General features: G+C 70.9%; 12 protein-coding genes. 8 read left to right on the forward strand and 4 right to left on the reverse strand.

Annotated features, from left to right (window positions below):
* Nucleotides 1-45: 45 nt before the first annotated feature.
* The 4 genes from FNH08_RS21735 to FNH08_RS21750 all read right to left on the reverse strand — a co-directional run bounded on the left by FNH08_RS21735 (nt 46) and on the right by FNH08_RS21750 (nt 4,464).
* Nucleotides 46-549, reverse strand: a complete 504-nt coding sequence (locus FNH08_RS21735; protein WP_152773164.1) for an ATP-binding protein — start codon at nt 547-549, stop codon at nt 46-48.
* A 378-nt stretch (nt 550-927) separates the two neighbouring features.
* The gene (locus tag FNH08_RS21740) at nt 928-1,695 is read right to left on the reverse strand and encodes an enoyl-CoA hydratase/isomerase family protein (RefSeq protein ID WP_152773165.1); all 768 of its coding nucleotides are present in this window, start codon (nt 1,693-1,695) and stop codon (nt 928-930) included.
* A gap of 117 nt (nt 1,696-1,812) precedes the next feature.
* The gene (locus tag FNH08_RS21745; protein ID WP_152773166.1) at nt 1,813-3,063 is read right to left on the reverse strand and encodes a L,D-transpeptidase; all 1,251 of its coding nucleotides are present in this window, start codon (nt 3,061-3,063) and stop codon (nt 1,813-1,815) included.
* Nucleotides 3,064-3,231: 168 nt separating this feature from the next.
* The gene (locus FNH08_RS21750; RefSeq protein ID WP_322725055.1) at nt 3,232-4,464 is read right to left on the reverse strand and encodes a L,D-transpeptidase; all 1,233 of its coding nucleotides are present in this window, start codon (nt 4,462-4,464) and stop codon (nt 3,232-3,234) included.
* A 214-nt stretch (nt 4,465-4,678) separates the two neighbouring features.
* Here FNH08_RS21750 and glgX point away from each other — a divergent pair, with 214 nt between their 5' ends.
* From glgX to FNH08_RS21785, 8 genes are all read left to right on the forward strand, one after another.
* Complete coding sequence (glgX, locus tag FNH08_RS21755; RefSeq protein WP_322725056.1) at nt 4,679-6,928, forward strand: glycogen debranching protein GlgX; 2,250 nt, start codon at nt 4,679-4,681, stop codon at nt 6,926-6,928.
* Nucleotides 6,929-7,050: 122 nt separating this feature from the next.
* A complete protein-coding gene (locus FNH08_RS54035) occupies nt 7,051-7,146 on the forward strand; it encodes a putative leader peptide (RefSeq protein WP_407704424.1) in 96 nt (31 codons plus the stop codon).
* A 110-nt stretch (nt 7,147-7,256) separates the two neighbouring features.
* Nucleotides 7,257-8,672, forward strand: coding sequence for a sulfatase family protein (locus FNH08_RS21760; protein WP_152773167.1), 1,416 nt, complete (start codon nt 7,257-7,259; stop codon nt 8,670-8,672).
* Between the two features lie 84 nt (nt 8,673-8,756).
* The gene (locus FNH08_RS21765) at nt 8,757-10,733 is read left to right on the forward strand and encodes an ABC transporter ATP-binding protein (protein WP_152773168.1); all 1,977 of its coding nucleotides are present in this window, start codon (nt 8,757-8,759) and stop codon (nt 10,731-10,733) included.
* Nucleotides 10,730-12,595, forward strand: a complete 1,866-nt coding sequence (locus FNH08_RS21770) for an ABC transporter ATP-binding protein (protein WP_152773169.1) — start codon at nt 10,730-10,732, stop codon at nt 12,593-12,595. Before FNH08_RS21765 ends, FNH08_RS21770 begins: the two co-directional genes overlap by 4 nt.
* Before the next feature lie 69 nt (nt 12,596-12,664).
* Nucleotides 12,665-14,407, forward strand: coding sequence for an ABC transporter transmembrane domain-containing protein (locus tag FNH08_RS21775; RefSeq protein WP_152773170.1), 1,743 nt, complete (start codon nt 12,665-12,667; stop codon nt 14,405-14,407).
* Nucleotides 14,404-16,194, forward strand: a complete 1,791-nt coding sequence (locus FNH08_RS21780) for an ABC transporter ATP-binding protein (RefSeq protein ID WP_152773171.1) — start codon at nt 14,404-14,406, stop codon at nt 16,192-16,194. Before FNH08_RS21775 ends, FNH08_RS21780 begins: the two co-directional genes overlap by 4 nt.
* Nucleotides 16,195-16,450: 256 nt before the next feature.
* Complete coding sequence (locus tag FNH08_RS21785) at nt 16,451-18,481, forward strand: M4 family metallopeptidase (protein ID WP_322725059.1); 2,031 nt, start codon at nt 16,451-16,453, stop codon at nt 18,479-18,481.
* The last annotated feature ends 86 nt before the right edge of the window (nt 18,482-18,567 follow it).

The following is an 18,567-nucleotide window of genomic DNA, read 5'->3' on the forward strand; positions in this document are numbered from 1 at the left end:
GGGTAGGGGCGGCGGGGGCGAGAAACCTGGGTCCTTGCGGGAGCGCTAGCGGTCGGACACCCGCATTTCGAACCACGTCGTCTTGCCCCGAGGCAACAGGTCGACACCCCAGCGATCGGAGAGTTTGTCGACGAGGAAGAGGCCACGTCCGCTGATGTCCAGATCCTGGACGGGCATGAGACAGGGAAGCCCCCGCGAGGGATCGCGGACCTCGACCCGGATCCACCCCCGCTGGCGGCGCAGACGCAGCCCGAAGACACGCGCACCGGTGTGCCGCACCGCGTTGCCGACCAGCTCCGAGACGAGCAGGACCACGTCCTCGGTCATCTTCGGCGAGAGCCCCCACTGGCGGAGCACGACGACCTGGGCCAACCGCCGCGCGGTGGCCGCGGACTCGGGACGGGACGGCAGGGGAACCTCGGCCTCAGCGGGGTTGCCGAACAACTCCAGTGCCTTCAGCGCCCGTTCGTCCTCGACCGCAGGCGACCAGCGCGCCGCGGTCGCACTCCCGTGCCGCCGCGGCTGTTCGACACCCTCCAGCCCCGCCATGCCCCCATCATGGCCGCCCAGGGCTTCCTCCGGGGCCGTTCCTCAGGAATACGCCCCCCGCTGCCCTTCATTCCCGGGCGACACATTGTCATATGCCAGAGGCATGCATGGAGGCGTCACATACCGCCTGAGCTGCGACTGTTCACCGGAATCCGGCAATCGCCCGCCCTCCACCCGAAGGGGCATTCAAGATCGCCCCAAGGGTCCCGTAGACCGCCCCTTCGAGGGACACGGATAAGACAACTCGTCAACTGCAAGTTGATCAGCGGAACTCGAAGAGAGAAATCGGGGGGAGAAATTCGCCGCCCGCAACAGCTCTTGCGGGCGGCGCGCGCAGCGACAGGGCATCAGACGAACTCGGGCGAAATCCGACCAACCTCAGCTGAACTTCGCCTTGCCCGGGCCCTCCTCCACGAAGCTCCGCATCCCGCGCTCCCGGTCCTCCGTGGCGAACAGACCCGCGAACCAGTTCCGCTCCACGGCGAGCCCGGTCTCGATGTCCGTCTCCAGGCCCGTGTCGATCGCCTCCTTGGCCGCGCGCAGGGCGATCGCCGGCCCCTGGGCGAGCTTCGCGGCCCACTCGTGTGCCTGCGCGTGGACCTCGGCGGCCGGTACGACCTGGTCCACGAGCCCCAGCGCCAACGCCTCGTCGGCCTTCACCATGCGGCCCGTGAAGATCAGGTCCTTGGCTTTCGAGGGGCCGATCAGGCGGGACAGACGCTGGGTGCCGCCCGCGCCCGGGATCAGGCCCAGCAGGATCTCCGGCTGCCCGAGCTTCGCGTTCTCCGCCGCGATGCGGAAATCGGCGCAGAGCGCGAGCTCACAGCCGCCGCCCAGCGCATAGCCCGTGACGGCGGCCACGACCGGCTTGGGGATGCGGGCCACGGCGGTGAAGGAGTCCTGCAGAGCCCGGGAACGCACGACCATCGCCGCGTGGTCCATGGCCTGCATCTCCTTGATGTCCGCGCCCGCCGCGAACACCTTCTCCCCGCCGTACAGGACCACCGCGCGCACGTCGGCACGGTTGGTGGCCTCCTCGGCGAGTTCCTTGAGACGGTCCTGCGTGGCGATGTCCAGCGCGTTCATGGGCGGACGGTCGAGGCGAATGGTCCCGACGCCTTCGGCGACTTCCAGATGCACGGTCATGCTCCGCAGGTTAGCGGTGACCAAGGCCGTTGCCACAGTGCGGTCCGATGTGGCTGGTCGCGCAGTTCCCCGCGCCCCTAAAAGGGGCGCTCCCGTACCCGGCAGATGAAAGGCCCCCTACTCCTTCCACTTCTCCCACGACATGTTCCAGCCGTTGAGCCCGTTGTCCGGGTCGACGATCCGGTCGTTGGAGTTCTTCACGACAACCACGTCGCCGATCATCGAGCGGTTGAAGAACCAGGCCGCCGACGTGTTCTTGTCCCAGCCGCCCTTCACGTCGCGCAGGCCGATGCAGCCGTGGCTGGCGTTGAAGTTGCCGAAGGCGCCGCCGCCCCAGTAGTTGCCGTGGATGAAGGTGCCGGAGGTCGTCAGGCGCATGGCGTGCGGGACGTCCTTGATGTCGTACTCGCCGCCGTAGCCGACCGTCTCGCCGTTCATACGGGTCACCGGCAGGCGCTCGGTGATGACCATCTGGCCGTTCCAGGTGTCGTAGCCGGGCTTGCCGGTGGTGACGGGGATGGTCTTGATGACCTTGCCGTCGCGCTCGACGGTCATCTTCTTGGTCTTGACGTCCACGGTGGACACCTGGCTGCGGCCGATGGTGAAGGAGACCTTCTTGTCCTGCTCGCCGTAGACGCCGGGGCGGCCCTCGACGCCGTCGAGGTTGAGGTCGACCGTCACCTTCGTGCCGGGCTTCCAGTACTTCTCGGGGCGGAAGTCGAGGCGGTCGTTGCCGAACCAGTGGCCCTCGACATCGACGGCCGGCTCGGTCTTGATGCTGATGGACTTCTCGACGTCCTCGGGCTTGGTGATGCCGCGGGTGAAGTTGAGCGAGAACGCCATACCGACGCCGACCGTGGAGCCGTCCTCGGGTGTGAAGACGCCCATGAAGGTGTTCTTCGGCTTGAGCGTGGTGAACGAGGACTCCTCGGTGGCCTTGCGGCCCTCCTTGTCCTCGGCGACGGCGTGGACGGTGTACTTGGTGTCCGAGGCGAGGTGGGTCGACGGCGCCCACGCGGCGCCGTTCTCCGCTATCTTCCCCGCTATCTCGTCGCCCTTGGGGTTCTTGACCGTGACCTCGGTCAACTTGCCCTTGGCAGCGGTGATCTCGAGGGCGCCGCTGGTCTTCACGTCGTCGGCGCCGCTCTTCGGGGCTATCGTCACGACGGCCTCGGAGGTGTTGCCGGCCGCCGCTCCGGAGGAGCCCTTGCCGCCCTTCTCCTTCTCCGAGCCGGAGTCGGATCCCCCGCCGCACGCGGTCACCGCGAGGAGCAACACCCCCATCAGCAGAGCCAGTATCCCCTGGCTCCGCCGGCTCCTCCGTGTCCGCGCATCAAGCGACGCCCCCGATATCGGTCGCCCGTTCAAGTTCGTGTCTCCCCTCGCACGGCCTGTTCAGGCCCGCACCCCCAACGCGTCCCGCGCGTTTGTGCGTACATTAACCGCAAGATCGGGATGGATTGGGCCTCGCCATTGTCACTGTTCAGTCCCAAGTAGGACCGTGGTGAGCGCCATCTCGTTCCACGCGGTTCCCCTTTACTTCACCGCGCCGCCCGCTTTCCATTCCTGCCAGCCCATGTTCCATCCTCCGAGGCCGTTGTCAGGGGCGACCGTCTTGTCCTTGCTGTTGACGACCTCGACGACGTCCCCGATGAGGCTGCGGTCGAAGAACCAGCCCGCTGGCGTGTCCGAACTGCCGCCCTTCACATCGCGCAGACCCACACAGCCGTGGCTGACGTTGGCGTTGCCGAAGGCGTTCGGTGCCCAGTAGTTGCCGTGCAGGAAGGTGCCCGAGCGGGTGAGCCGCATGGCGTGCGGGACGTCCGGGATGTCGTACTCGCTCTTGCCGTCGGCCTTCCTGAAGCCGACGGTGGCGCCGTCCATCCGCGTCACCTCCAGCATCTCGGTGACGACCATCTTCCCGTTGTACGTCGTCGTCGCGGGCGCCCCGGCCGTGATGGGGACCGTGGCGAGGAGCCCGCCGGCCCGGCGCACCTGCATGGTGTGGGCGGCCGCGTCGACCAGGCTTGCCTGGTGGCGGCCGACGGTGAACGAGAACGTCTTGTTCTGCAGGCCGTACACGCCACTTGAGCCCTCGACGTCCCGCAGCCGCAGCCCCACGGTGACCCGCGTGCCCGGCTTCCAGTAGCGCTCGGGCCGGAAGTCCACCCGGCTCGGGCCGAACCAGTGCGGCCGGACGTCCACGGCGGGCCGCGCGGTCACCTCGATGGCCCGCTCGACGGCCGCCCGGTTCTCGATCTGCCGGTTGAACTCCAGGGACACGATCATGCCGGTGCCGACGGTCGCGCGGTTCTCCGGCAGGACGTAGGCGATGAAGCGCTTCTCGGGGACGTTCGTCGTGAAGGTGGCGTGCCGGGCCGAGCGGCGGCCGGACTTGTCGAGGGCGACCGCGTCGACGGTGTATCTCGCGGCGAGCGCGAGTCTTCGGGAGCCGGAGCCGGTGGGGCGCCAGGTGAGTCCGTCGGAGGAGATGCGCCCCCGTACGGGCGACTCCTGGGCGTCCTGGGACACGACGACCTTCACCGACTCCAGGCGCCCGTTGGGCACCCGCACTTCGAACGGTTCGTCGGCGCGCACGTCCCTGCTTCCGTCCGCCGGTGTGACGCGGATGGTGCCGTTCGGTGCCCCGGGCTTGTCGTCGGACACCTCCGGCGTGCACCCGGTGGCCGCGGCCACCAGTCCCGCCCATGTCAGGAGGGCAGCCAGCGTGAGCCCGGCGCGTCGGGGAGCATGTGTGGTGATGGGCACTCGGACCTCTGTCTTTCCGGCCGGGGGCGGGCAGGGTGTCCCCCGGAAAAGTGCAGTACGTGCGGCCCAACGACGGCGCACGCCTCGGGGAAACGTGAGTGCGAGCCACGGTCTGGGCAGAACAGTGGGGAGAACGACGCGACGGGGAAGCCGCGGCTGGGACGGCCGTACTACCTGGTGGGCGTCGTTCCGCCGAGCCGCAGGAGGCCGTGAGGTGGCGAGCGCACCCGAGCAGGAGGCAGTCCAGGAGGGACGCGGACCGTCCGCGCGCCGCGCCGCCGTGCTGAACGGCAGGCGGCACGCGGCGGACGACACCGCGCAGACGCCCGTGTGGCCGGGGGCTCCCATGCCGCTCGGGGCGCGGTTCCGGGTGGGACCGGACGGAGTGGCGGGGACCAACTTCGCGCTGTGGTCGGGCGGGGCGGAGGCGGTGGAGCTGTGCCTGTTCTCCGAGGAGGGAGTGGAGACGCGTGTCCGGCTCACCGAGTTGACGCACGAGATCTGGCACGGGTTCGTGCCGGGTGTGCTGCCCGGTCAGCGGTACGGCTACCGGGTGAACGGGCGCTGGGACCCGTGGACAGGCGCCCGCTGGAACCCGGCGAAGCTGCTCCTCGACCCGTACGCGCGTGCGGTGGACGGGGACTTCCGGTTGCCGCCGGAGGTGTACGGGCACGTCCGCGACTGGCCCCAGCAGCAGATCGCGGACACCGTGCGCGACGACCGGGACTCGGCGCCGTACGTGCCGAAGGGCGTCGTCGTCCACGATGACGACGACTGGGCCGACGACCGCCGCCCGAAGACGCCGTGGGCGGACTCGGTGATCTACGAACTGCACGTGCGCGGCTTCACGAAGCTGCATCCGGGGATCCCGGAGGAACTGCGGGGAACGTACGCCGGGTTGGCGCATCCGGCGGCGATCGAGCACCTGGTGAAGCTGGGCGTGACGGCCGTCGAGCTGCTGCCCGTCCACCAGTTCGCCCACGAGGACCACCTGCTGCGGAGGAGCCTGCACAACTACTGGGGCTACAACTCGATCGGCTACTTCGCCCCGCACGCGGCCTACGCGGCGTCCGGCACGACCGGCCAGCAGGTGGGCGAGTTCAAGCGGATGGTGCGGGCGCTGCACGCGGCGGGCATCGAGGTGATCCTCGACGTGGTCTACAACCACACCGCGGAGGCGTCGGAGCTGGGGCCGATGCTGTCGTTGCGCGGGATCGACAACCGCGGCTACTACCGGCTGCAGCACGACGCCCGCCGGTACGCGGACTACACGGGCTGCGGCAACACCCTGCACGTGGTCCAGCCGCACGTCCTGCGGCTCATCACGGACTCGCTGCGCTACTGGGTGACGGAGATGGGGGTGGACGGTTTTCGTTTCGATCTGGCGGCCGCGCTGGCCAGGTCCATGCACGATGTCGACATGCTGTCCCCCTTCCTCGCGGTCATCGCGCAGGACCCGGTGCTACGGCGCGTGAAGCTGATCGCCGAGCCCTGGGACGTGGGGTCGGGCGGCTACCAGGTGGGCGCGTTCCCGCCCCTGTGGACGGAGTGGAACGACCGGTACCGGGGCGCCGTACGGGACTTCTGGCGCGGCGCCCTGCCCGACGTACGGGATCTGGGGTACCGCCTGTCGGGGTCGAGCGACCTGTACGCGTGGGGCGGCCGGCGCCCCTACGCGTCGGTCAACTTCGTCACCGCGCACGACGGGTTCACGCTGCGCGACCTGGTGTCGTACGAGCGCAAGCACAACGAGGCGAACGGCGAGGGCAACCGGGACGGCACGGACGACAACCGCTCGTGGAACTGCGGGACGGAGGGCGAGACCGACGACGAGCGCGTCCGCGCCTTGCGCCGCCGCCAGTTGCGGAACCTGCTGACCACACTGCTGCTGTCGACGGGCGTGCCGATGCTGGTCGCGGGCGACGAGCTGGGGCGGACGCAGGGCGGCAACAACAACGCGTACTGCCAGGACAACGAGATCAGCTGGCTGGACTGGGGGCTGCTGCGGGAGCCGGGCTGGAAGGCGCTGTTCGACCTGACGTCCCGGCTGATCGCGCTGCGCCACGAGCACCCGGTGCTGCGCAGGCGGGCGTTCTTCTCCGGGCGCCCGCACTCGGCGGACGGGCTGCGGGACCTGGCGTGGTTCACGGCCCGGGGCACCGAGATGACGGAACGGGACTGGTACGCGCCCGCGGCCACCCTCGGCATGTACCTCTCCGGCCGCGACATCCCGGGACGTGACGCGCGTGGTGTGCCGGTCGTCGACGAGAGTTTCCTGGCGGTGCTGCACGCGGCGGACCGGCCGGTGTCCTTCGTCCTGCCGGGTCCGCCGTGGGCCGAGCGGTACGAAGTGCTCGTCGACACCTCGCGCGAGGACCAGGAGGAGCCGCCGGGCGTGGAGCACCGGGCGGGGACGGAGATCACGGTGCCGGCGCGGGCGGTGTTGTTGCTGCGGGTTCTTTGAGGGGCGGGTTGCGCTGTGGGTTCTGTGAGGACCGGAGTCCGCTGTGGGCCCTCCGAGAGGCGGATTCCGCACTGTGGACGCTTCTTGACGCTCCGGCCGTCCCCCTGGCACCGTCCCTGGTCATGAGGCTTCCCGCTGATCACCCGTGCGCGCTCGTCGCGCTCGTGGAGCGGCGCCACGTCGATCTGTGCCGGCAGTCCAGCGCCATCTGTCGCTGAGCCGTAGCCTCCCCGCTCCCCCCTCTTTTCTTTTCTTCTCCACTTTTCTTTTCTTCTCCACCATTTGCGGTGTGCCCTGTTGTGGGGCATGCCGGTTTCGAGGATCCCTTATGTCTGAAATATCCCGTCGTGCCTTCGGTGGTCTCGTCGGCGGTGGTGCCGTGACCGCCGTCGGCGGAACGGCCACCGCGACGGCCGCCGAGGCCGCCCCCGCCGAACGCCCGTTCAAGGCCCGCGCCGGTGCCGCCTCCGGCAGACGCCCCAACATCCTGGTCATCCTCGGCGACGACCTCGGCTGGGCCGACCTCTCCTCGTACGGCGCCCCGCACATCAGGACACCCCACCTGGACCGGCTGGCGCGGCAGGGCGTGCGCTTCACGGACGCCTACTCGGGGTCGGCGACCTGCTCTCCGACCCGGTTCAGCCTCTACACCGGCCGGTATCCGGGCCGTACGAAGGGCGGACTGGCAGAACCCGTCGCCGACAGGTCGCAGGGCCTGGACCCGAACCACCCCACCCTCGCCTCGCTCCTGAAGAAGGCGGGCTACTCCACCGCGCTGATCGGCAAGTGGCACTGCGGCTGGCTGCCCGACTACAGCCCCACCAAGTCGGGCTGGGACGAGTTCTTCGGGAACTTCGGGGGCGTACTGGAGTACTTCTCCAAGCTCGGCCAGCTCGGCGACTACGACCTCTACGAGGGGGACGCCGAGTACAAGGACCTGCGGTACTACACGACCGTGCTGACCGAGCGGGCCGTGGAGTACGTGGGCCGGGACCACGACCAGCCCTGGCTGCTGAACCTCAACTTCACCACGCCGCACTGGCCCTGGCTCGCGGAGGACGACGCCGAGACGGGTGCCGAGATCGCGGCGAGGATCCGGGCCGCGAAGAGCCGGGCCGAGGTGAGCAACGCCCTCAACCACTACGACGGCGGATCGGTCGCGAAGTACACGCAGATGGTGGAAAGTCTGGACGCGGCCGTCGGCGAGGTGCTGGCCGCCCTGCGGCGCTCCGGGCAGGAGGAGAACACGCTGGTGCTGTTCGCCAGCGACAACGGCGGCGAGCGCTGGTCCTACACCTGGCCGCTGAGCGGCCAGAAGTCCGGCCTGCTGGAGGGCGGGATCCGTGTGCCGGCCATCCTGCGCTGGCCCGCCCGCGTCGACGGCCACCAGGTCAGCCACGAGCCGAACTTCTCCCCCGACTGGACCGCCACGCTGCTGGAGCTGGGCGGTGCGCGGCCCGACGCGGCGTACCCGCTGGACGGCACGAGCCTGGCCGGGTACCTGCTGCGGGGCGAGGAACTGCCGGAGCGCGATCTGTTCTGGCGCGTACGGGCCAACCGGGCGCTCAGGCGCGGGGGCTGGAAGTACTACCGGGACGCGAACGGCAAGGACCACCTCTACGACCTGGCCGCCGACTCCCGGGAGCAGGCCGACCTCGCCCCGGACCGGCCGGAGCTGCTCGCCGAGCTGAAGGACGCGTGGGAGCGGATCGAGGGCGGGCTGTTGCCGTATCCGGCGCCATGAGCGCAGGTCGTAGGACCAGCGGCCGAGTCCGCTCCGGCCAAAACTCGGTGGGCAGTGTCAGTGGTGGTCCGTAGGCTCCGAATGATGCCCACGAAACCCGCACCCGCCGATGCCGAGGACCGAACCGACCACGCCGACGACCACTCCGACGACCGCTCCGGCCACTCCCACCGATCCGACCACGCCGAGAGATCCACCGTACGTACCCTCCTGCGCCTGTGGCCGTACGTCCGGCCGGTCCGGGTCCGGCTGTCGACCGCTGCCGCCGTCGCGATACTCGCCTCGTGCGTCGGCCTGGTGATCCCGCTCGTCCTGAAGTGGATGGTGGACGGACCGGTCGCCGACCGCGACCCGGCGGGCGTGTGGCTGGGGGCGCTGTACCTGCTGCTGCTCGGGCTCGCCGAGGCGGGGCTGTTCGGGCTGCGGCGGTGGCTGGTGGCGCGGCCTCTGGCGGGTGTCGAGGCCGGGATGCGGGCGGATCTGTACCGGCATCTGCAGCGGCTGCCGGTGGCCTTCCACGACCGGTGGGCCTCGGGGCAGCTGCTGTCCCGGGGGACGACGGACCTGATGCTGCTCCGGATGTTCCTCGCCTTCCCGATGACGTTCCTGCTGGTCAACGGAGTGACGATCCTCGTCGGCGTGATCATCATGCTGCTGCAGGACTGGACGCTCGGGCTGGTGATCCTGGGTCCGGCCGTCCCCGTCGTCGTCACCTGCGTCGTGTTCGAGAAGCGGTACGCCGACGTGGCGCGGCTCGCGCAGGACCAGGTGGGTGATCTGACGACGGTCGTCGAGGAGAGCGTCCTCGGGATCAGGATCATCAAGGGGTTCGGGCGGCACCGCAGCCAGGCGCGTGCCTTCCGCGAGCTGTCCCTGACCCTGCGCGGGACCGAACTGCGCAAGGCACGGCTGCTCTCGGCGATCTGGGGCGTGATCGTCACCCTGCCCGAACTCGCGATCGGCGCGGCGCTGGTGCTCGGCACGGTCCAGGTCGCGGACGGCGAGCTGTCCGCCGGCACGCTGGTCGCCTTCCTGTCCACCGCTCTCGCCCTGCGCTGGCCGATCGACTCGATCGGCTTCCTCCTGGCCATGACCCAGGAGGCCGCCACGGCGACGGAGCGGTACTTCGAGGTCATGGACGCGGAGCCGGAGTCAGGGACACCCGAGGAGGCTGCCGGGCATCCCGAAGACACCGGGAACGCCGGGAACGCCGGGCTCCGCTTTCACCGCGTGTGCTTCCGGTACCCCGATGCCCCGGAGGGCAGCCCTCCCGTCCTCCAGCACATCGACCTCCACGTCCGCCCCGGCGAGTCCATGGCGCTGGTCGGGGCGACCGGTAGTGGCAAGACGACGCTCACGGCGCTGGTTCCCCGGCTGCACGAGGTGACGTCGGGGCGGATCACGCTGGACGGGAGGGACATCTCGACGATGCCCCGGGAGACGCTGCGCGCACTCGTCGCCGTCGCCTTCGAGGAACCCACCCTGTTCTCGGCGAGCGTCGGGGAGAACGTGCTGATGGGTGCCGACGACCGGGCGGGCAGGAGCGAGCTGGACCGGGCGCTCGCCGTCGCCCAGGCCGACTTCGCGCACACGCTGCCCCACGGCACCGACACCCAGGTCGGCGAGCAGGGCCTGAGCCTGTCCGGGGGCCAGCGGCAGCGGCTCGCGCTGGCGCGGGCGGTCGTGGGCCGCCCCCGTTTCCTCGTGCTGGACGACCCGCTGTCCGCCCTGGACGTCCACACGGAGGCGGCGGTCGAGGCGGCCCTGCGCCAGGTGCTCGCCGAGACCACCGCCCTGATCGTGGCGCACCGCCCGTCCACGGTGCTGCTCGCCGACCGCGTCGCGCTGCTCTCCGCCGGCCGCGTCGCCGCCGTGGGCACCCACCACGAACTGCTGCGCACGAACGCCGAGTACGCCTGGCTGATGTCGGGCGCGGACACCCCCGACCCGGGCACCCTCGCTCCGGACAACCCTGACCCGGACACCGCCGCCGCGGACACGCCCGCCGCAGACACCCCCACCCCGGAGATCGCCGACGGCCGTGAGGAGGCCCACCTATGACGGCGCCCACGACGCCCGCGCCGCCCACCGCCGACGACGACGGCCCCGACACCCCGGGTTCGCCACCCGTCGACGACGCCTTCGACCGCGATGTGCTTCCCACGCCGCCCGGCGCCACGGCCGCGCTCCTGCGCTCTCTGCTGGCCCCGATGAAGGCCCGCGTCGCCCTCACGACGGTCCTGCTGCTGCTCCAGCAGGCGGCGGTGCAGGCGGGCCCGCTGCTCGTCGCGTACGCCATCGACAGCGCCGTACCCGCGTTCCGCCGCGCCGACCACGGTCCGCTGATCGCGGTGGCCGCGGCCTACCTGCTGTGCGGCGTGGCCTCGGGCGGGTTGCAGTACGCGTTCATCGGCGCCTCCGCCCGCGTCAACCAGGACGTACTGCTCGACCTGCGCGGCCGTATCTTCCGGCACGCCCAGGCGCTGAGCGTCGACTTCCACGAGCGGTACACCTCGGGGCGGCTCATCTCCCGCTCCACCACCGACGTCGAGTCCCTGCGCGAGCTGCTGAACGAGGGCCTCCAGGAGCTCGTCACCGTCATCCTGTCCTTCGTCTACATCTCGGCGATGCTGCTCTGGCTGGACCTCGGGCTGGGCGCGGTGGCGGTGGCGTCGTTCGTCCCGCTGTACGCCCTGGTGCGGATGTACCGGCGGCGCGCGGGCCGGGTGTTCACGGTGCGCTCGACGGCGATCGCCGCCGTCATCGTGAAGTTCGTGGAGACGATGAACGGCATCCGCCCGGTGCGCGCGTTCCGCAGGGAGGCCGTCAACGACGCCGAGTTCAGGGCGCTCAACCACCGTCACGAGCGCATCAACGGCGACGCGATGCTGGAGATGGCCCGCTATGTGATCTGCTCGCGCGTCGTCGCGAACATCGCGGTCGCGGGCATCGTGCTGTGGGGCGCGTACCGCGTGGCGGACGGCACGCTGGCCCTGGGCGTGCTGGCGGCGGCGGTGCTGTACCTGCGCCGGCTGTACGACCCGATCGACCGGCTCGGCATGTTCCTGAACTCCTACCAGTCGGCGGCGGCCTCGCTGGAGAAGATCGCGGGCCTGCTGGCCCAGACGCCGTCGGTGCCGGAGCCGTCGGCGCCCCGGGAGCTCCCCGCCCTGGAGTCCGCGTACCCGGGCCGCGAGGTCGTCTTCGAGGGCGTGCGCTTCGCCTACCGCACCGGCGGCGAGGTGCTCCCCCGCTTCGACCTGACCCTCCCTGCCGGGCAGACGGTCGCCGTCGTCGGCGCGACCGGCGCCGGGAAGTCCACCCTGGCCAAGCTGCTGGCCCGCTTCTACGACCCCTCCGACGGCCGGGTCCTCCTCGACGGCGTCGACCTGCGCGACCTCGCCGTGCCCGAGCTGCGGCGCGGGGTCGTCATGGTCACCCAGGAGTCGTTCCTGTTCTCCGGCACGGTCGCCGAGAACATCGCCATCGGCCGCCCCGACGCCACCCGTGAGGACATCGAGCGGGCGGCGAAGGCCATCGGTGCCCATGACTTCATCAGCGCCCTGCCGGACGGGTACGACACGGACGTCCGCAAGCGGGGCGGCCGTATCTCCGCCGGGCAGCGGCAACTCGTCGCGTTCGCCCGGGCGTTGCTCGCCGACCCGGCGGTGCTGATCCTCGACGAGGCGACCAGCTCGCTGGACGTCCCCGGTGAGCGGGCCGTGCAGCGCGCCATGTCGACCGTGCTGAGGGGCCGTACGGCCGTCGTGATCGCCCACCGGCTGTCGACGGTCGAGATCGCCGACCGGGTGCTCGTCATGGAGCACGGCCGGATCGTCGAGGACGGCACCCCCGCCGAACTCGTCGCGGGCACGGGACGGTTCGCGGACCTGCACCGGGCGTGGCGGGACAGCCTGTCCTAGCGGGCCGGGGACCGGTCGGAGGAAGAGACATCGATCGGAACCGGAGAAGAAGAAAAGAGAGGGCGGCGGATGGTCGACGCGTACGGGGACCCGGGGGTGCCCGGCTGTCGCAGCGGCAGCGGATATCTGTGGTGGCTGGTCACCCGTCAGTGGGGCAGATCGATCGCCGGCGCGGTGATCGCGAGCGTCTGGATGGGAATGCTGGCGCTCCAGCCGTATCTACTCTCCCGCGCGATCGACGATGGCCTGGAGCCGGGCGACACGGCCGCCCTGATCGGCTGGAGCGCCGCCGTGCTGGCCTCCGGAACGGTCAACGCCGGTCTTGGCATGCTGAGGCACCGCACCATGACGCAGCTCCGGATGGACGGCAACTTCCGTACGGTCAAGGTCGTGATCGCCCAGGCGACCCGGCTCGGGGCCTCGCTGCCCGGGCAGACCGGGGCCGGGGAGGTCGTCACGATCGGTGTCGGTGACGTCCAGACGATCGCGTTCTCCCTGACCGCTGTCGGACCGGGCGTCGCCGCGTTCGCCGTCTACGGCGTCGTGGCGGCGCTGCTGGTGTCGGTCTCGCCCCTGCTCGCCGCTGTGGTGCTGCTCGGCGTGCCCCTGACGGTCGTCATCGTCGGGCCGATGATGCGACGGCTACAGGGCGCGGAGACCGAGTACCGCGAACGGCAGGGCGTGCTCACCGCCCGGATCGGCGACCTCGCGGGCGGTCTGCGCGTCCTCAACGGCCTCGGCGGCAAGGGGCTGTTCGCCAACGCCTTCCGGCATGACTCGCAGTCCCTGCGCGCGCAGGGGTACCGGGTCGGGGCGGTGACGAGCTGGATGCAGGCGCTGGGCCTCGGGCTGCCGTCGCTGTTCCTCGCCGTGGTGACCTGGCTGGCGGCCCGACTGGCGGCCCAAGGGGAGATCTCCATCGGCGAGCTGGTGGCCGTGTATGGCTATGTCGCGGTCCTGGTGGTGCCGGTGGCCTTCTTCATCGAGTGCTGCTACGGGCTCAGCCGGGGTGTGGTGGCGGCTCGGCGCATCGTGCGGTTCCTGGCCCTGGAGCCCGTCACCGGTCCCGCCGACGCACTGGACGCGCCGGCGTCCGCGGCGGTGCTGAGCGATCCCGAGTCCGGTGTGCGCGTGTTGCCGGGGCAGCTGACCGCGCTGGTCGGCGCTCGTCCCGCCGACCTGGCCGCCGTGGTCGACCGGCTCGGCCGGTACGCCGAGTCGGAGGCGACCTGGGGCGGCGCGCGCCTCGACGAGATCGACCTCGTGCAGGTGCGCGAGCGGATCCTGGTCGCGGACAACGAGGCCGACCTGTTCGCAGGGACGCTGCGCGACCTGGTCCTGGGCCGCCACGACGATGACGCCGTCGACGACGACGCCGTCCTCCGTGCGGTGCACGCGGCCGTGGCCGACGACATCGTGCGAGGACTGCCGGACGGGCTCGACTCGCCGGTCGACGCGCAGGGCCGCAGCCTCTCCGGGGGCCAGCGGCAGCGAGTGCGCCTGGCCAGGGCCCTGCTCGCCGACCCCGAGATCCTGCTGGCGGTGGAGCCCACCTCCGCGCTCGACGCCCACACGGAGACCACGGTCGGCGCCCGGCTGCGCGCCGCCCGCACCGGCCGCACGACCGTCGTCACCACCACCTCGCCACTCCTGCTGGACCACGCGGACACCGTGTGCTTCCTGGTCGACGGCAAGGTCGCCGCCACCGGCACCCATAACCGGCTCCTTGACGACGAGCCCGCGTACCGCGAGCTGGTGGCCCGCGATGCCGATGTCGACGCCGGAATCGACGCCGGGGAGGCCGTGCGATGAGCGTGCGGCTGCCGGTCGCCGATCCCTCCGAGGTGCGCCGGGCCGCGTTCCGGCTGGTCCGGGCGGACCGGCGGGCCTTCACCGCCGTGCTCGGTCTGAACGCGCTGACCGCCGGAGTCGGGCTGGTCGGTCCCTGGCTGCTGGGGCGGATCATCGACGAGGTCCGGGCCGGGGGCGGCGTGGACGCCGTGGACCGGATGGCACTGGCCATCGTGCTGTGCGCGGTGGCGCAGCTGCTGGTGGCGCGGTGGGCCCGGTACCTGGGGCACCGCTTCGGGGAGCGCACCCTGGCACGTATCCGCGAGACTTTCGTCGACCGTGCCCTGGCGCTGCCCGCCTCGGTGGTCGAGCGGGCCGGGACGGGCGATCTGACGGCGCGCGGCACCGCCGACGTCACGGCGGTGGGCACAACCCTGCGCGACGCCGGCCCCGAACTGCTCATCACCGCGGTCCAGTCCCTGTTCATCCTCGGCGCGGTCTTCGTCCTCGATCCGCTGCTCGGCGGCTGCGGAGTGCTCGGACTGCTCGGCATCTGGTGCGCGGTGCGCTGGTATCTGCGCCGCGCGCGCACCGCGTATCTCGCCGAGGGCGCGGCCACGTCGGAGGTCGCCGAGATCCTCGCGGCCACCGCGTCCGGTGCGCGCACGGTCGAGGCGTTCGGGCTGCAACGGCGCCGGATCTCGGCGAGCCGGGAGGCGCTCGAGACCTCCCGCCGCACCCGTATGCGGACCCTGTTCCTGCGCAACGTGTTCTTCCCCGCTGTGGAGTTCTCGTACGAGATCCCGGTCGTCGCCGTGCTGCTCGTGGGCGGGGCGCTGCACGCCCAGGGCGAGATGAGCCTCGGCACGGTGGTCACCGCGGCGCTCTATCTGCGGCAGCTGAGTGAACCGCTGAACCTGCTGCTGCAGCGCATCGAGCAGCTTCAGGCGAGCAGTGCCTCGTTCGCGCGCGTGGAGGGTCTGGCCCAGGCACCGCCGGGCACCGCCGACGGCTCCCCCACGCCGGCGGACGACCGGATCGACGTGACCGGCGTGCGCTACGCCTATGACCGCGGCGGCGAGGTGTTGCGCGGAGTGGACCTGACCGTGCGGCCCGGCGAGCGGCTGGCGGTCGTCGGACCGTCCGGTGCCGGGAAGTCCACGCTGTGCCGGCTGCTCGCGGGCATCGACGCGCCGCGCTCCGGCTCGGTGACGGTGGGCGGGGTGCCCATCGCCGCGCTGGGCCCCGAGCAGCTGCGGCGGCAGGTCGTCCTGGTCACGCAGGAGCACCATGTGTTCCTCGGCACGGTCCGTGACAACCTGCTGATCGCCGAACCGGCCGCCACCGACGCCGAGTTGTGGGCGGCCCTGGCCGCGGTGGGCGCCGGTGACTGGACGGGCGAGCTGCCGGACGGCCTCGACACCGTGCTGGGCCCCGACGGCCACCGCACGGACGGCTCACAGGCGCAGCAACTCGCCCTGGCGCGCGTGGTGCTGGCCGATCCGCACACGGTGATTCTCGACGAGGCGACCGCGCTCCTGGACCCGACGACGGCACGGCACACGGAGCGCGCACTGGCCGCCGTACTCGAAGGCCGGACCGTCATCGCGATCGCCCACCGGCTGCACACGGCGCACGACGCGGACCGGGTGGCCGTGATGGAGGAGGGACTGCTGACCGAACTCGGCACGCACGAGGGCCTGGTGGCGGCGGACGGCGCGTACGCGGCGCTGTGGCGGTCGTGGCACGGGGACCCGGGGGCCAGTGGTCACCCGGCCGAGGAGGGGTCAGGTAAAGGTTCCGTATAGCGAACACGGCCACCCGGAAAACGGAACATTTCGGCCAACTTGTTGACGCGCTCCTGACAGACCCACGGTTTCCTGCCACTCTTCCCACGGCTGCGTCACAGCAATCTCACAACTACCACCGCGCCGTGCCGCAGCGCACCTCCAGCAACTGGTTCTGCCTTGCACCTTGTTCTGCGTTCCACCGTGTTCTGCCCGGGCGGCCACCCACCGTCCGGTCTCCCCGGCCGCGCGAACCGCGGCCACGCAGAAGGAGTCAGTGTTGAGACGCCAGTCCCACAGACGCACCCCCCACGCAAGACGCGCCGCCGCCGGCGCGCTCGTCGCCATCACCGCCCTGCTGGCCGCGGCCGTGCAGACCGGTTCCGCCACCGCCGCCCCGGAGAAGGCACCGTCGGCCGCGAAGGGCTCCGAGTCCGTCAAGCTCTCCCCCGCCCAGCGCGCCGAGCTGATACGCGAGGCCAACGCCACCAAGGCGGAGACCGCCGAGGACCTGGGCCTCGGCGCCAAGGAGAAGCTCGTCGTCCGTGACGTGCTCAAGGACCGCGACGGCACGGTCCACACGCGCTACGAGCGCACCTACGACGGCCTCCCCGTCCTCGGCGGCGACCTGGTCGTCGAGACCGCGAAGTCCGGGAAGACCGAGGGCGTCGTCAAGGCCACGCGGGCCACCGTCAAGGTCGCGAGCACGAAGGCCGCGCTGCCCGTCGCGAAGGCCGAGAAGCAGGCGCTGAACGCCGCCAAGGCGGAGAAGGCCAAGAGCCCCGAGGTCAGCCGCGACGCCCGCAAGGTCGTCTGGGCGGCGAGCGGCAAGCCCGTCCTCGCGTACGAGACGGTCGTGGGCGGCTTCCAGCACGACGGCACCCCGCAGGAGCTGCACGTCATCACCGACGCCACCACCGGCGAGAAGCTCTTCGAGTGGGAGGCGATCGAGACCGGCACCGGCAACACGGTGTACTCCGGCACGGTCAACCTCACCACCACGCAGTCCGGTTCGACGTACAACCTCACGGACGGCGCGCGCGGCAACCACAAGACGTACAACCTCAACCGCGGCACCTCCGGCACCGGCACGCTCTTCTCGGGCTCCGACGACGTGTGGGGCAACGGCAGCCCGTCCAACCTGGAGTCGGCCGGCGCCGACGCGCACTACGGTGCCGCGCTGACGTGGGACTACTACAAGAACGTGCACGGCCGCAGCGGCATCCGCGGGGACGGCGTGGGCGCCTACTCCCGTGTGCACTACGGCAGCAACTACGTGAACGCGTTCTGGTCCGACAGCTGCTTCTGCATGACGTACGGCGACGGCTCGGGCAACACCAACCCGCTCACGTCGATCGACGTGGCCGCGCACGAGATGACGCACGGTCTGACCTCGAACACCGCGGGCCTCAACTACAGCGGCGAGTCCGGCGGCCTCAACGAGGCGACCTCCGACATCTTCGGCTCGACGGTCGAGTTCTACGCGAACAACTCCTCCGACGTCGGTGACTACCTCATCGGCGAGGAGATCAACATCAACGGCGACGGCACGCCGCTGCGTTACATGGACAAGCCGAGCAAGGACGGCTCGTCGAAGGACTCGTGGTACTCGGGCATCGGCTCGATCGACGTGCACTACTCGTCGGGCCCCGCGAACCACTTCTTCTACCTCCTCAGCGAAGGCAGCGGCACCAAGACGATCAACGGCGTCACCTACAACTCGGCCACCTCGGACGGGCTCCCGGTGACCGGCATCGGCCGCGACAAGGCGGAGAAGATCTGGTTCCGCGCCCTGACCACGAAGTTCACCTCGACCACCAACTACGCGGGCGCCCGCACCGGCACCCTCGCCGCGGCGGGTGAGCTGTACGGCACCACGAGCGCCGAGTACACGGCCGTCCAGAACGCGTGGGCGGGCATCGCGGTGGGCTCGCGGCCCGGCGGTGGCGGCGGTGGCGGGACGACGTTCGAGAACACGGCCGACGTATCGATTCCGGACAACGGCGCCGCGGTCACCTCCTCGATCGCCGTCACCGGCCGCACCGGCAACGCGCCCTCGAACCTCGCCGTCGCGGTGGACATCACGCACACCTGGCGCGGTGACCTCGTCCTCGACCTGGTGGCCCCGGACGGCACGGCGTACCGCCTGAAGGCCGCCAGCTCCAACGACTCTGCGGACAACGTCAACGAGACCTACACGGTCAACGCCTCCTCCGAAGTCGCCAACGGCACCTGGCAGTTGAAGGTCCAGGACACGGCGGCCCAGGACACCGGCCGTATCAACGGCTGGAGCCTGACGTTCCCGTAGAGCCCGTGGAACCCGTAGAACCGTCGTCAGGGCTTCCTGAGACGCGACTGTGAACCAAGGGCGCCGTCCCGGTGGGTCAACCCCCG

The sequence above is a fragment of the Streptomyces spongiae genome (genome assembly GCF_009377185.1).
In the GTDB taxonomy this organism is placed as follows: Bacteria; Actinomycetota; Actinomycetes; order Streptomycetales; family Streptomycetaceae; genus Streptomyces; species Streptomyces spongiae.

Excerpts from the sequence above, each read along its gene's own strand:
- FNH08_RS21765 (WP_152773168.1), top strand. The coding sequence starts at position 8,757 with ATGCCCACGAAACCCGCACCCGCCGATGCCGAGGACCGAACCGACCAC.
- FNH08_RS21735 (WP_152773164.1), bottom strand. The coding sequence starts at position 549 with ATGGCGGGGCTGGAGGGTGTCGAACAGCCGCGGCGGCACGGGAGTGCG.
- FNH08_RS21760 (WP_152773167.1), top strand. The coding sequence starts at position 7,257 with ATGTCTGAAATATCCCGTCGTGCCTTCGGTGGTCTCGTCGGCGGTGGT.
- FNH08_RS54035 (WP_407704424.1), top strand. The coding sequence starts at position 7,051 with ATGAGGCTTCCCGCTGATCACCCGTGCGCGCTCGTCGCGCTCGTGGAG.
- FNH08_RS21780 (WP_152773171.1), top strand. The coding sequence starts at position 14,404 with ATGAGCGTGCGGCTGCCGGTCGCCGATCCCTCCGAGGTGCGCCGGGCC.
- FNH08_RS21740 (WP_152773165.1), bottom strand. The coding sequence starts at position 1,695 with ATGACCGTGCATCTGGAAGTCGCCGAAGGCGTCGGGACCATTCGCCTC.
- FNH08_RS21775 (WP_152773170.1), top strand. The coding sequence starts at position 12,665 with ATGGTCGACGCGTACGGGGACCCGGGGGTGCCCGGCTGTCGCAGCGGC.
- FNH08_RS21770 (WP_152773169.1), top strand. The coding sequence starts at position 10,730 with ATGACGGCGCCCACGACGCCCGCGCCGCCCACCGCCGACGACGACGGC.